Origin of the sequence: uncultured Tenacibaculum sp., assembly GCF_947504135.1 — a bacterium.
GTDB lineage: Bacteria > Bacteroidota > Bacteroidia > Flavobacteriales > Flavobacteriaceae > Polaribacter.
Window position 1 is genome coordinate 274,860 of the sequence record NZ_CANNGG010000001.1, and the last position, 15,148, is coordinate 290,007.

A 15,148-nucleotide genomic window follows, 5' to 3' on the forward strand; every position below is an offset into this window, starting at 1 on the left:
TTCAAGGAATGTGCCAAGTCACAAATATAATCAGTTTTATATGATGTTGAATTTCAGTTATTGGGAGCTAAAAGAGTGGTTTACAACTGTAGATTTTACTGTAGTTGGTAGTGGAATTGTAGGGTTAAACTGTGCATTACAATTGCGAAAAATGCATCCGAAAGCAAAAATTATAATTCTTGAAAAAGGCATGTTACCACAAGGAGCAAGTACTAAAAATGCGGGTTTTGCTTGCTTCGGAAGTTTATCCGAACTCATAGATGATTTGAACACACATACTGAAGAAGAAGTTGTTAGTTTGGTAAAAAAACGTTGGGAAGGATTACAGTTGTTACGAACAACTTTAGGTGATAAAAACATCGATTTTCAGCAAAATAAAGGATACGAATTATTTTTAACCACAGAACTATACGAATCGTGTTTAGCACAGAAATCGAAGATAAATGAATTGTTGAAACCTTTATTTTCTTCGGAAGTTTTTACGGTTGATAACAATAAGTTTGGTTTTCAAAATATTCATCAACAGTACATAACTAATCAGTTTGAAGGACAGCTAGATACTGGAAAAATGGCAGCAAAATTGTTAGAAAAAGTAGTGTCTTCAGGAATTAAAATCGTAAACAATATTCAGGTTAAAAATTTTATTGAAAACAACGAACAAGTTGAGGTTGAAACCAACCAAATTACATTTAACACAAAAAAATTATTTGTTGCAACTAACGGATTTGCCAATCAACTGTTGAATGAAAACGTGCAACCCGCTAGAGCACAGGTACTAATTACAAAGCCGATTAAAAATTTACACATCAAAGGAACTTTTCATTTAGATAAAGGTTATTATTATTTTAGAAATATTGATGATAGAATTTTGTTTGGAGGTGGTAGAAATCTTGATTTTAAAGGTGAAGAAACTACTGATTTTGGACAAACCGAACTTATTCAAAACAAATTAGAAGAAATTTTAAAAACAACTATTTTACCAAATACAGAAGTTGAAATAGACCACAGATGGAGTGGAATAATGGGAGTTGGAAATCAGAAAAAAGCGATTGTAAAACAACTTTCTAACAATGTGTTTTGTGGTGTTCGTTTAGGAGGAATGGGAGTTGCTATAGGTAGTTTAGTAGGGAAGGAGCTTGCGGAACTTTTATATTAATATTTTTCCAACTGAAATAAAAAGAATGAGTATAAAAGAAGAATTATACAAACAATGTGAGTTGTATGTAAATAAGCGTTTACAAACGGTGGAAGAAACAATATCTTCTCATCAAAAAGCATTACAATCTGAAACAAAAAGTTCTGCTGGAGATAAACATGAAACAGGACGGGCAATGCTTCAGTTAGAAATGGAAAAAGCAAGTCAACAACTTAGTGGAATTGCTCAAATGAAAGAGGTTTTAACAAAATTGAAAATAGACTCCACTTCAGAAGCAGCTTGTTTGGGAAGCGTGGTGGAAACTTCTACTACAAATTATTTTATCAGTATAAGTGTAGGTTTACTAATTGTTGATAATAAAAAATACTTCGCTATCTCGCCTTCTTCACCTATTGGAAAGCTAATTTTAGGAAAAAAAGTAGGAGAAAGCTTCGATTTTAATGGAGCGAAAAACACGATTAAAAAAATTTTCTAAAAAAAGTAGGGTAAATTAAAACCTAATTGTTTTAGATGTAGGAAAGGTTGTTATAACCAAGAATAGAAAGAGAAAACTACAATACACTTTTATCTTTTGGTGTTTAATACGGTAAGAGTGTATTTTTTTTAAGAAACAAATTTATTTTAAGATAGTTGAGTAATAATTATGAGATAGTTATTATTGGTTTAAACAGCCTTTTTTAATTTAAAAAAGGCTGTTGTTTTTTCCTCAATATTTTCTTGATGATTTATAAAAATTGATTGGTTATCGTAAACTACTTCTATCAACCAATATCCTCCTTTAAAATAAGATTTTACCACAGTTCCTTTTAAATTTGAAGGCTCATCAACAATTTGTAGTTGATTTGGGTATAACAACATGGTTTGATTGTTAATTGAAATTTCATTTACATCATCAAATAACGAAGCCACATATTTTTTTTTAGGATGTTGGTATAAGTTAGAAGGACTGCCATATGCAAGTACTTGATGATTTCGGATTACCATCATGTTGTCGGCAAAAGATAAAGCATCGTTTCCGTCGTGGGTAGCTACTATACAAGCGATGTTTTTCTTTTTTAGGTAAGCGAATAATCGTCTACGTAACGAGTTTTTTTTGAAATTATCTATCTGACTAAAAGGTTCATCTAACAATAATAACTCAGGTTCTTTGGCTAATGCTCTAGCAATAGATACTCGTTGTTGCTGACCACCACTTAAATTTTTTACCTTTTCGTTGGCAAGCTCTGTCATTTCAATAACTTCTAAAAGTTCTTGAGTTCTTTCTTCTGCTTCTTTAGGATAAAATCGTGATAAGAATTTTTTAATATTCTCACTTACCGAGGTAAACGGCATTAAATCAAAATCTTGTGCTACGTACTTGAAAAATTCCATTCCAGGAACCAAGTGATGTTCTGGGCCTAAAATTTGAGTATCATTCCAAAATAAATCTCCCTTATCAAGATCCAATAAACCATAAATAATTTTTAAAAGAGTCGATTTTCCGCAACCACTTTCACCCATAACACACAAGTGTTCTCCTTTTTGTAAGGTAAACTGGATGTTTTCTAAGGTTTTTTCTTTTGAAGGGTAGGTAAATGAAATATTGTTTACTTGTAGCATAAATGCAAAAGTAACGGATTAGCAGGAAACAAAAAACCGATACAATAGAGTGAGTATCGGTTTTGTTTTAAGCGCTTCTTTCTACGTAACGTATAATGCTTTTTGCTATATCTTTTCCAGTAGCTTTTTCTATGCCTTCTAAACCAGGAGAAGAATTAACTTCTAAAATCAAAGGACCTCTATCAGACTGTAACATGTCTACACCAGCGATACCCAATTTCATTGCTTTTACAGCTTTTAAAGCAGCGTTTTCTTCTTCATCAGTTAATTCTATAATTTCTGAAGTTCCACCTCTGTGTAAGTTCGATCTAAACTCTCCCTCTTTACCCTGGCGTTTCATAGCTCCTACAACTACACCATCAACCACAAAAGCACGAATATCCGCGCCTTTAGCTTCTTTAATATACTCTTGAACAATTACACGAGCTTGTAAACCGTTAAAAGCTTCTATAACAGATTCAGCAGCTTTTTTTGTTTCTGCTAAAACAACACCTAAACCTTGTGTTCCTTCTAAAAGTTTAACTATTAAAGGGGCTCCACCTACTTTTTTTATAATTTCTGAAGTATCTTTTGAATAATTAGTAAAAACAGTTTTTGGAAGCCCTAAATTTGCTCTCGAAAGCACCTGTAAGCTACTCAGTTTATCTCTAGAACGTACTAAAGCTTGAGATTCTACAGCAGAAAATACTTTCATCATTTCGAACTGACGTACAACAGCAGTACCATAAAAAGTAACGGAAGCACCAATACGAGGTATAATGGCATCGACGTCTGTTACAAGCTCATGGTTGTATACTATTGCAGGCTTTCTTTTTTCAATAATAAGATCACATTTTGTATGATCTAATACCAGCATTTCATGACCTCTTTTTTCTCCTGCTTCTACTAAACGTTTTGTTGAATATAATTTTGAGTTTCTAGAAAGAACAACAATTTTCATGTGTTTGTTTTTACTGTTTTTTAATAATCATAATATAACCTTTGATAATCAAAATAAGCAAGCAAATATTATTATTTAATGATTATTTAAATTACAGAGGTTTTATTTTATTTTTCTTTTGATGCGATGTTTTTTTGAGAAACATCAACGATAAATTTTTTATTTAAAAATTTTCTACCAATTAAAACTGGATAGGTCATTTTACCTCTATCAGATAAAGATAGCTTTATTTTATATTTTTTATCGAAAAAAACAACAGATGTTGATACCACGTATCTTTTTTGTTTTTTACCGTTTGAGCTTCGTATACTTTTAACTTGATACTTGTTGGTTTGTAGCAATTTATTATTGTATTTCTCTGTTTTCGGACACAATAAAATAAACTCTAGCATACCATCTTTTTCTTTAATGTGCTTACAATGTATCGCAGAAGTATAGGCACCTGTATCTATTTTAGCAGGCAAATCTTCAATTTCCCAATTTAAAAAGGATATTTTTTCAGCTCTTCCTATTAGTTTCATTAAGATAAAAGTTAAGGAGGGCGAATTACTTACTATTTTTTGAAATACGCAATACCCAATTAGCTATTTATTAAAAATAAAAAAACCAGTGTTTAAACACTGGTTTAAAGGTACTTATTTTTTTGTTAAATTTACCAAATTCTAACGCGATCTTCTGGTTTTAAGTACATATTATCTCCTTCTTTAACATCAAATGCTTCATAGAAAGCATCAACATTTTTAAGAGGCATATATGCTCTGTACTTTCCTGGAGCGTGTGGATCTGTCATAATTTGATTTTTTAAAGCTTCATCGCGTACTTTAGTTCTCCAAATTGTTGCCCAAGAAAGGAAGAAACGTTGCTCAGGGGTATAACCGTCAATATTTTCAGGGCGACCATTCTTTTCTAAGAAAATTTGTAATCCTTCATAAGCGGCTTGTACACCACCTAAATCACCAATATTTTCACCTAACGTAAATTCACCGTTTAAGTTCATGCTATCAATAGCAACAATGTCACTAAATTGTTTGATTAATTTAGAACCAGCTTCTTTAAATTTTTCTGAATCTTCTTCTGTCCACCAGTTTTTTAAGTTTCCATCACCGTCGAAACGAGCACCAGAATCATCAAAACTGTGTGAAATTTCGTGACCAATAACTGCTCCAATTCCTCCGTAGTTTACAGCTTCATCAGCTTTGTAGTTATAGAAAGGAGGTTGTAAAATTGCTGCTGGGAAAACGATTTCATTGTTTACCGGGTTAAAGTAAGCATTTACTGTTTGAGGAGACATTCCCCATTCAGTTCTATCTACTTCTTTACCTAATTTAGCCATATCTTTTTCAAAGTTCCATTTACGAACGTTTACAGCGTTATCAAAGTATGTACCGCCATCTTCTAACCCTTTTACTTGTAAAGTAGTGTAATCTTTCCACTTATCAGGATAGGCAATTTTAACAGTTAATTTGTGTAATTTTTCTAAAGCTTTTTCTTTAGTTTCAGCACTCATCCAAGGTAATTGCGCGATACGTTTTTCAAAACCTAACATTACGTTATCAATCATTTCCTTAGCTTTTTGCTTTGCTTCTGGCGGGAATTTCTCGTCAACATATAATTTACCTAAAGCTTCACCTATTGCACCGTTTAAATTAGCTAAAGCACGCTCATTTCTTGGTTTTTGTTGTTTAGCTCCACGCATTTCTTTGCTATAAAACTCCCAATTAGCTTTTTCTAAATCGGTAGATAATAAACCTAATGAGTTGTTAATTGCATTCCAACGTAATACTAATTTAACATCTTCAATAGGAGCATTTTTTAATACTTCGTTCATAGCTTTGAAGTATTTAGGATCGGTAACGATAACTTTTTCAATGCTTTCAACACCAATTCCTTCTAAATGTGCTTGCCAATCAATTGCCGGAGCTAATTCAGATAACTCAGCAACGGTCATAGGGTTGTACATTTTACGAGTATCTCTACGCTCTTCTTTAGTCATCATTGGCTCAGCTAAACTTTTTTCAAAAGCGACAATAGTTGCTGCATTTTTCTTAGCTGTTGCTTCATCATCACCAAATTCTTGTAACATATTTGCTACAAATACTTCGTACTTTTCAAGTTTGTCTTTTACTTTTTCGTCTACATAGTAGTCTCTAGATAAACCAAGTCCACCAGCACCCATATAACCAGCATTCATACTACTGTTTTTAAGGTCGTTAAATACCCCAAAACCATAGAAACCAGCACCACCGTAAGGAGCCATGTTGGTAATATATGTTTGTACGTCGTTTAAGTTTTTAATTTCTTCAATTTTTTGAAGGAAAGGTTGTACAGGTGCTTTACCAGCTTTGTTTCTAGCTACGGTATCCATAATGGTTTCGTAGTAGTTTACCGCTTTTTCTTGGTCAGAATCTATTTCGTTTCCTTCGGCATCTTTTATTTTTTCGAAATTTCCTTCTTTAATTGCTTTGTTTAAGATAGTTAAGACATCTTTGGTAGTGGTTTTTCTTAATTGATTGAATCCTCCCCAAGAAGTTTCATCAGCTGGAATTTCAGTTTTATCAACCCAAGAACCGTTTACATATCTAAAGAAATCGTCCGTTGGTTGTACCGAAGTATCCATGTTTTCTAAAACAATTGCCTGTACTTTTTCTTCAGGCTTTTTGTCTGTTTTACAAGCCACAACTCCTAAAGAAGCAACAGCAGTTGTAAACAACATTTTGTGAATGGTTTTCATTTTTTGTGATTTTTGATTGAATCTTATATTTAACAAACTACCTCGAGGTTTTTGCCTCGAGGTAGTAAATTTACTCTAATAAGAGTGTGTTTTTATAAAAGTGTTACAGTTTTTAACTCTTTATTTCTGATTTTTGAGCATTTGGTAACGATTCAAACCCCATATTGAATAAAGTGAACCCGAAAATATCAGCATATTGCTCAATAGTTTTAGCTACTGGAGTTCCTGCTCCGTGACCCGCATTTGTTTCAATTCTGATTAATACAGGGTTACTTCCTTGTTGCTTGTCTTGTAATTCAGCAGCAAATTTAAAACTATGTGCAGGCACTACACGATCGTCATGATCACCAGTAGTTACCATTGTTGCAGGATATTGAACACCTTCTTTTACGTTGTGTACTGGTGAATATCCTTTTAAGTAGTTAAACATTTCTTCACTTTGTTCAGAAGTTCCGTAGTCGTAAGCCCAACCTGCTCCAGCTGTAAAGGTGTGGTAACGTAACATATCTAATACTCCAACTGCAGGTAACGCTACTTTCATTAAATCAGGACGTTGTGTCATCGTAGCTCCTACTAATAATCCTCCGTTTGAACCACCTCTAATTGCTAAATAATCAGAAGAAGTATAGTTTTCTTTAATTAGGTATTCAGCAGCAGCAATAAAATCATCAAATACATTTTGCTTTTTTAATTGCGTACCTGCATCGTGCCATTTTTTACCATACTCTCCACCACCACGTAAGTTAGGTACAGCGTATACACCACCTTGTTCCATCCAAACAGCGTTAGCAATACTAAAACTTGGAGTTAAAGAAACGTTGAATCCACCATAACCATATAAAATAGTTGGGTTTTTACCGTTTAACTCTAATCCTTTTTTATAGGTAATAATCATAGGAACTTTTGTTCCGTCTTTTGAAGTGTAGAATACTTGCTTGCTTTCATAGTCCTCTGCGTTGAAAGAAATAGCAGGTTTCCAGTATAATTCATACGTTCCGTCTTCTGGATTAAATTTGTAAGAAGAACTTGGTGTGTTGTAGTTTGTGAAAGAGAAATATAACTCTTTAGCCTCAGTTTTTCCACCGAAACCACCAGCAGTTCCTACCCCTGGTAACTTTACTTCACGGATTAATTTTCCGTCAAAATCGTATTGTACTACTTTAGAAACAGCATCTACCATATATTTAGCAAAGAAATATCCACCTCCAGTTGAAGGAGATAATACATTTTCTGTTTCAGGAATAAAGTCTACCCAGTTTTCAGGTGTTGGGTTTGCAGCATCAACAGTAACAATCTTTTTGTTAGGAGCGTTTAAGTTAGTAACTAAGTATAATTTACTTCCTCTACTGTCTATTACACCAGTATCGCTATCAAAATTATCAATGATAGGGGTTAACTTGCTATTTGGATCCGTTAAATCTTTGATGAATAACTTGTTTCCAGAAGTTGAAGTTGAAGCAGAAATTAATAAGTATTTATTGTCTTCAGTTAAGTAACCACCTACATAACGGTGCTTTTGTTCTGGAGTCGCTCCAAAAATAACTTCATCAGAACTTTGAGGAGTTCCTAATTTGTGATAGTATAATTTATGTTGATCAGTTTTTGCTGATAACTCACTTCCTTTTGGTTTATCGTAGCTAGAATAGTAGAAGCCTTCGTTTCCTTTCCAAGCAATTCCAGAGAATTTTACGTCAACTAAAGTATCTCCTTTAATTTCTTTAGTTTCAGCATCCATCACAATTACCTTTCTCCAGTCACTTCCTCCTTCAGAAATAGCGTAAGCTACTGTTTTTCCATCTTTAGTAAAACTGATAGACCCTAATGAAGTAGTTCCGTCTTCAGCAAAAGTATTAGGATCTAAGAAAACTTCTTCTTTCCCATTTTTATCTTTTCTGTAAAGAACGTATTGGTTTTGTAATCCGTCGTTTTTATAGAAATAAGTATAGTCTCCTTCTTTGAATGGTGTTCCTACTTTTTCGTAGTTCCATAATTCAGATAAACGTTCTTTTAATTGTTCGCGATATGGAATTTTACTTAAATAATCGAAGGTAACTTCATTTTCAGCTTTTACCCAAGCTTCAGTTTCAGCACTTCTATCATCTTCTAACCAACGGTAGTTGTCAGTTACTTTGGTACCAAAGTATTCATCTACCACAGGTTTTTTAGCTGTTTCAGGGTAATTCACACTAATATTGTTTTTAGATTGTTTTTCTTCTTTACAAGAAACTAAAATAGCTCCTGCGCAAATAATGGGAAGAAGGATTCTTTTCATGATTTAAAAATTGGTTAATTGGATCAAATTTAGAAGAAAAACGATCATAACAATTCATTTTAAGACGAATTTAACAAAAATACCACTGAAAGCTATTGAAATAAAAACGACTACCTTTACATAATTATAATACGATAGATAAACATGACAGAGAATTTGAATAAGGAAACATTCTTTAAGAAGGTTTTTAATTATGAAGAGAATAAAGAGTGGAAGTTTGAAGGAGAAATTCCAGCAATTATTGATTTTTATGCCGATTGGTGCGGGCCATGTAAAGCTTTGGCTCCTGTTTTAGAAGAGTTGAGTAATGAGTACGAAGGAAAAATCAATATTTATAAAATAGATACAGAAGCTGAACAAGAATTATCAGCTGCTTTTGGTATTAGAAGCATTCCATCAATGTTATTTTGTCCAGTAGGAGAAGACCCACAAATGGCTCACGGAGCGTTACCGAAAAAACAGATAGAACAAATTATTTCAGATGTTTTAAAGGTTACAAAATAACCTCAAAAAACAAAAAAATAAAGGTTTGAAAAGTGGCACATTTTGTGTCACTTTTTTTATGTGCAAACATCAAACAAGAAACTCAGTGAGTATCACTGTTTAAGCGATTTTTTGGTTTTTAAGTAGTTGTTTTTAAGTTTTTTATAAAAGGAGTTAGTTTTGTTGAAATCAGAGAAAAAATCCATTTTGTTAAAAACTTCAAGGGATTTGTGAATAAGTAAAGCTTTCAATTTTTAGCAATTTTTTCAATCTTTGTTTCTCCCACAGGCGGTAAAAAAATAACACACTAAAAGAGCTAAAAAAGCATGGCATCTATTGAACCAATTTTACAAGAAAATAAAGACAGATTTGTAATTTTTCCAATCCAACATAACGATTTATGGGAGTGGTATAAAAAACAACAAGCTTGTTTTTGGACTGCAGAAGAAATTGATTTACATTCAGACTTAAATGATTGGAATACCAAGTTAACAGATGATGAGCGTTACTTTATTAAGCACGTTTTAGCATTTTTTGCAGCATCTGACGGAATTGTAAATGAAAATTTAGCAGAAAACTTTGTAAACGAAGTTCAATATTCAGAAGCAAAATTCTTTTATGGTTTCCAAATCATGATGGAAAATATTCATTCAGAAACGTATTCATTATTAATTGATACATATATAAAGGATGAAGAAGAGAAAGATAGGTTATTCAAGGCAATTGAAGTTTTTCCAGCAATTAAAAAGAAAGCAGATTGGGCTTTAAAATGGATTGAATCTGATTCGTTTGCTGAGCGTTTAATCGCTTTTGCCGCAGTTGAAGGAATTTTCTTTTCAGGTTCTTTCTGTTCAATTTTCTGGTTAAAGAAACGTGGGTTATTACCTGGGTTAACCTTCTCTAACGAGTTAATCTCTCGTGATGAGGGTATGCATTGTGATTTTGCTGTACACTTACACAACAATCACTTAGTAAACAAAGTTCCAAAAGAAAGAATAAGAGATATTATTATCTCAGCTTTAGATATTGAAAGAGAATTTATAACGGAATCTTTACCTGTGAGTTTAATAGGTATGGATGCAACGTTAATGACTCAGTATTTAGAATATGTTACCGATAGACTACTTTTAGAATTCGGATGCGAAAAAGAGTACGAGTCTACTAACCCATTTGATTTCATGGAAATGATTTCATTAGAAGGAAAAACTAATTTCTTCGAAAAAAGAGTATCAGAGTACCAAAAAGCCGGAGTAAAATCTGGAGGTACAGGAAGCATCAGCTTTGATGCAGATTTTTAGGAACCAATAAGCTGCTATTCCCCTACATGCAGTATTACTCAGCTAAAGCACTGTAAACGTGCTTTAGCTTATATATCGTTTCAACAAGAAACAAATTAAAATTAACATTTTACAAGTTGCCTAACGAAGGATGTTTTGGCGACGCTATTAACCAACTAAAAACCAATATCAATATGTATGTAGTAAAAAGAGACGGCAGAAAAGAGCCTGTGATGTTCGACAAAATCACAGCAAGGGTTAGAAAAATGTGTTATGGATTAAACAATATAGTTGATCCAGTAAAAGTAGCAATGCGTGTTATTGAAGGACTGTATGATGGGGTAACTACTTCTGAATTAGATAACTTAGCAGCAGAAATTGCTGCAACAATGACAACAGCACATCCTGATTATGCGAAATTAGCAGCGAGAATTGCCGTATCTAACTTACATAAAAATACCAAGAAATCGTTTTCGGAAACAATGACCGATTTGTACGAATACATCAATCCACGTACTGGAAATAAAGCTCCTTTATTAGCAGATGATGTATATAAAATTATTATGGATAATGCTGATAAGTTAGATTCAACAATTATCTATAGCCGTGATTTTAACTACGATTATTTTGGTTTTAAAACATTAGAGCGTTCTTACTTATTAAAATTAAACGGAAACATTGTTGAGCGTCCGCAACAAATGTTAATGCGTGTTGCTATAGGTATCCATAAAGAAGATATTGACGAGGCAATTGCTACATACGAATTGATGAGTAAAAAATATTTTACACATGCAACACCAACGTTATTTAACTCAGGTACGCCAAAACCACAAATGTCATCTTGTTTCTTATTGCAAATGCAAGACGATAGTATTGATGGAATCTACGATACGTTAAAGCAAACTGCTAAGATTTCTCAATCTGCAGGAGGTATAGGTCTATCTATTCACAATATTCGTGCAACAGGATCATACATTGCAGGTACTAACGGAACATCAAATGGTATTGTACCAATGTTACGTGTTTTTAACGATACTGCTCGTTATGTAGATCAAGGAGGAGGAAAGCGTAAAGGGTCATTTGCAATGTATTTAGAACCATGGCATGCCGATATTTATGACTTTTTAGACTTGAAGAAAAACCATGGTAAAGAAGAAATGCGAGCGCGTGATTTATTCTATGCTATGTGGATTTCAGATTTATTCATGAAGCGTGTACAAGAAGATGCTGATTGGACCTTAATGTGTCCACATGAGTGTCCACATTTATATGATACGTATGGTGAAGAGTTTGAGCGTTTATATACAAGTTATGAAGCTGCTGGAAAAGGAAGAAAAACTATTAAAGCGCGTGATTTATGGGAGAAAATCTTAGAATCACAAATAGAAACAGGTACTCCGTACATGTTGTATAAAGATGCAGCAAACCGTAAGTCTAATCAAAAGAATTTAGGAACCATTCGTTCTTCAAATTTATGTACTGAGATTATGGAATATACTGCAGAAGATGAAGTTGCAGTATGTAACTTAGCGTCGATTGCAATTCCAATGTTTGTTGCCGAAGATGAAAATGGAAACAAGTTCTTCGATCACCAAAAATTATTTGAAGTAACTAAAAAAGTTACACGTAATTTAGATACAGTAATTGATCGTAACTACTACCCAGTAAAAGAAGCTGAAAACTCAAACTTCCGTCACCGTCCGGTAGGATTAGGAATTCAAGGGTTGGCAGATGCTTTTATCATGTTACGTTTACCATTTACTTCAGAAGAAGCTAAGAAATTAAACCAAGAAATTTTTGAAACCTTATATTTTGCAGCAGTTACTTCATCTATGGAAGTTGCCAAAGCAAAAGGAGCCTATTCAACATTTGAAGGATCACCAATATCACAAGGAGAGTTCCAACACAATATGTGGGGAATTAACGATGATGAATTAAGTGGTCGTTGGGATTGGGCAAAGTTGCGTAAAGAAGTGAAAAAACACGGAGTTCGTAACTCGTTATTAGTAGCACCAATGCCTACAGCATCTACTTCTCAAATTTTAGGAAACAACGAAGCATTCGAACCATATACTTCTAACATTTATACTCGTAGAGTATTATCAGGTGAGTTTATCGTAGTAAATAAGCATTTATTAGAAGATTTAGTAGAGTTAGATTTATGGGACAACAATATGAAAGAGGATATCATGCGTGCAAACGGATCTATCCAACATATTGATGAAATTCCTCAAGACTTAAAAGATTTATACAAAACAGTTTGGGAAATGAGTATGAAAGATATTATCGATATGGCACGTCATAGAGGATATTTTATCGATCAATCTCAATCGTTAAACTTATTTATGCAAGATCCTGATTATGCGAAGTTAACTTCTATGCACTTCTATGCTTGGAAATCTGGATTAAAAACAGGAATGTACTACCTACGTACCAAGTCTGCTGTAAATGCGAAGCAGTTTACGTTAAATGTAGAAAAGAAAGAAGAAGACAAGCCAATGAGTACAGATGAATTTAAAGCGATGGTAGAAGCTTCTAAAAATGCAGAAGGACCAGACGATTGTTTAATGTGTGGATCTTAAAAAATATCATTGAAAACAAAATAAGTTAGTTTTGTCAACAATGAAAATTACTAATTAAATTAAAAGTGATAAAGAGAGGTCGATAGGCTTCTCTTTTTTAGTATTTTCGAAAAAAAATTATTCTAATGATGAACTGGGAACAACTCCTATCTCTAAAACGTTTTGGTGATACTCAAAAACGTGAACGTGCAAAACAAGATGAAACTCGTTTAGGTTTTGAGGTAGATTTTGATAGAATTATATTTTCATCGGCTTTTCGTAGTTTACAAGATAAAACACAGGTAATTCCATTATCAAAAACCGATTTTGTCCATACACGTTTAACGCATAGTTTAGAAGTATCAGTTGTAGGGCGTACGTTGGGACGAAGAGTAGGTAAAGAATTACTAGAGCGCCACCCAAAATTAAAAGAACTAGGATACACTTTTAATGATTTTGGAGCGATTGTAGCCGCGGCATCAGTAATGCACGATATTGGGAATCCACCATTCGGTCATTCAGGAGAAAAAGCCATTGGAGAATATTTTAAAACGGGAAAAGGTCTTCAGTATAAAAATCAATTAACTGATTCGGAATATCAAGATTTAATAGATTTTGAAGGAAATGCCAACGGGTTTAAAATCCTAACAGAAAATAGAGAAGGAATTCAAGGAGGTTTACGTTTGTCATATGCAACACTAGGAGCTTTTTTAAAGTACCCTAAAGAGAGTTTGCCAAAGAAACCAACAAATCATATTGTAGATAAGAAATACGGCTTTTTTCAGTCAGAAAAAGATGCTTTTTTAGATGTAGCTGAAGATTTAGGGTTATTGAAAAAGGAATCCGAAAGAATTTCTTACTACCGACATCCATTAGCGTATTTGGTAGAAGCCGCTGATGATATTTGCTACACAATTATTGATTTTGAAGATGGAATTAATCTTGGTCTCATCGAAGAAGATTATGCCTTAGAGTATATGATTATGCTGGTAAAAGGTGCTATTGATAGTAAAAAATATCATTCATTACAACATCGAAAAGATCGTGTAAGTTATTTACGAGCTTTAGCCATAGGAGTATTAATTAATGAAGCAGTAACTATCTTTTTAGATAATGAGGAAGCTATTTTAAATGGAACTTTTGATAAAGGATTATTAGATAAGTGTAAATACGAAGCACAGATTAACGATATCATCAAAATAAGTGTTGATAAAATTTACCGAAGTAAAGAAGTGGTTGAAAAAGAAGTAGCTGGCTATAAAATCATTGCTGATTTACTAGATGTTTTTGTAACTGCACTTAATAATAAGTTTGAGAACAAACAGTCAAACTACGATAAGTTGGTGTTGAACTTACTTCCAGAGGAATATCAACAAGGGAGAGAAGGTTTATATGACAGAATTATGCAAGTGTGTAGTTACATTGCAGGCTTGTCTGACGGATATGCTATTCGATTGCATAGAAAATTAATGGGATATATTAGTTAATCTATAAAATACAGAATAAAAAAACGACGCTGAATAGCGTCGTTTTTTATTGAACTTATTTATTTAAATACTTTTCTGCAACTTTTTCAAGTTCATCATACCAGTTTTGTCCAAATTTTCTAATTAAGGCTTGTTTTACAAATTTGTATACAGGTACTTGCAGTTCTTTCCCTAAAGAGCAAGCATCATCACAAATTTCCCATTTGTGGTAGTTTACTGCAGCAAACTCACTATAATCTTTTACACGAACAGGGTATAGGTGACAAGAAACAGGTTTTTTCCAGTCTACAATTCCTTGGTTATAGGCTTCTTCAATAGCACACAAGGCAGTTCCTTTATCATCAAAAATAACATAAGCACAATCGGCATCATTGATTAAAGGAGTTTCTAATTCTCCAAAATCGCTAGTTATCCAAGTTCCTTGTTTTTCAATTGCCTCAATACCTTCTTTGCGTAAAAAAGGTTTAATCTTAGGATAGATTTCTTCTAATATTTTGGTTTCTTCTTTTTCTAATGGCGCACCTGCATCTCCATCAATACAACAAGCACCTTTACAAGCAGACAAATTGCATACAAACTCTTTTTCTATAAGGTCTTCTGAAATGATGGTTTTTCCTAATTGAAACATAAAATAATTTTAAA

Annotated in this window: 12 protein-coding genes; 6 read left to right on the top strand and 6 right to left on the bottom strand. The window is 33.1% G+C overall.

All coding sequences use genetic code 11. From position 1 onward, the window contains the following. The first annotated feature begins 46 nt into the window (after positions 1-46). Together Q0663_RS01260 and Q0663_RS01265 are read left to right on the top strand one after the other, a co-directional pair. Entirely contained in the window at positions 47-1,156 is a 1,110-nt protein-coding gene (locus tag Q0663_RS01260) for an FAD-binding oxidoreductase (RefSeq protein WP_299006307.1), read from the top strand. 25 nt (positions 1,157-1,181) lie between these two features. Then, positions 1,182-1,631 carry a 3-oxoacyl-ACP synthase gene (locus Q0663_RS01265; RefSeq protein ID WP_299005127.1) on the top strand — a complete coding sequence of 150 codons (450 nt, stop codon included), beginning with the start codon at positions 1,182-1,184 and terminating at the stop codon, positions 1,629-1,631. A gap of 188 nt (positions 1,632-1,819) precedes the next feature. On the opposite strand, the gene Q0663_RS01270 is transcribed toward Q0663_RS01265, so the two are convergent. The 5 genes from Q0663_RS01270 to Q0663_RS01290 form a co-directional block, all read right to left on the bottom strand. Continuing rightward, a complete protein-coding gene (locus Q0663_RS01270; protein WP_299005131.1) occupies positions 1,820-2,755 on the bottom strand; it encodes an ABC transporter ATP-binding protein in 936 nt (311 codons plus the stop codon). A 67-nt stretch (positions 2,756-2,822) separates the two neighbouring features. Continuing rightward, positions 2,823-3,695 carry a 30S ribosomal protein S6--L-glutamate ligase gene (gene rimK / locus Q0663_RS01275; protein WP_299005134.1) on the bottom strand — a complete coding sequence of 291 codons (873 nt, stop codon included), beginning with the start codon at positions 3,693-3,695 and terminating at the stop codon, positions 2,823-2,825. Between the two features lie 107 nt (positions 3,696-3,802). Further along, the gene (locus tag Q0663_RS01280; RefSeq protein ID WP_299005136.1) at positions 3,803-4,216 is read right to left on the bottom strand and encodes a RimK/LysX family protein; all 414 of its coding nucleotides are present in this window, start codon (positions 4,214-4,216) and stop codon (positions 3,803-3,805) included. Between the two features lie 131 nt (positions 4,217-4,347). Beyond that, positions 4,348-6,426 (bottom strand): M13 family metallopeptidase, encoded by a 2,079-nt coding sequence (locus Q0663_RS01285; RefSeq protein WP_299005138.1) that lies wholly within the window; start codon positions 6,424-6,426, stop codon positions 4,348-4,350. Positions 6,427-6,538: 112 nt separating this feature from the next. Further along, positions 6,539-8,698: a prolyl oligopeptidase family serine peptidase gene (locus Q0663_RS01290; RefSeq protein ID WP_299005140.1), complete on the bottom strand. Its 2,160-nt coding sequence runs from the start codon at positions 8,696-8,698 to the stop codon at positions 6,539-6,541. Between the two features lie 144 nt (positions 8,699-8,842). Between Q0663_RS01290 and trxA the strand changes: the two genes are divergently transcribed. The 4 genes from trxA (at position 8,843) to Q0663_RS01310 (ending at position 14,506) form a co-directional block, all read left to right on the top strand. Next, positions 8,843-9,202 carry a thioredoxin gene (gene trxA / locus Q0663_RS01295; RefSeq protein ID WP_299005142.1) on the top strand — a complete coding sequence of 120 codons (360 nt, stop codon included), beginning with the start codon at positions 8,843-8,845 and terminating at the stop codon, positions 9,200-9,202. A gap of 305 nt (positions 9,203-9,507) precedes the next feature. Next, positions 9,508-10,479: a ribonucleotide-diphosphate reductase subunit beta gene (locus Q0663_RS01300; protein WP_299005144.1), complete on the top strand. Its 972-nt coding sequence runs from the start codon at positions 9,508-9,510 to the stop codon at positions 10,477-10,479. Positions 10,480-10,652: 173 nt separating this feature from the next. Beyond that, positions 10,653-13,040: a ribonucleoside-diphosphate reductase subunit alpha gene (locus tag Q0663_RS01305; protein ID WP_299006309.1), complete on the top strand. Its 2,388-nt coding sequence runs from the start codon at positions 10,653-10,655 to the stop codon at positions 13,038-13,040. Positions 13,041-13,168: 128 nt separating this feature from the next. Beyond that, complete coding sequence (locus Q0663_RS01310) at positions 13,169-14,506, top strand: deoxyguanosinetriphosphate triphosphohydrolase (protein WP_299006310.1); 1,338 nt, start codon at positions 13,169-13,171, stop codon at positions 14,504-14,506. 55 nt (positions 14,507-14,561) lie between these two features. Here the strand turns inward: Q0663_RS01310 and Q0663_RS01315 are convergent, their stop codons facing one another. Continuing rightward, on the bottom strand, positions 14,562-15,134 hold the full coding sequence (locus Q0663_RS01315) for a DUF3109 family protein (protein ID WP_299005147.1): 573 nt from the start codon (positions 15,132-15,134) through the stop codon (positions 14,562-14,564). Positions 15,135-15,148: the final 14 nt, after the last annotated feature.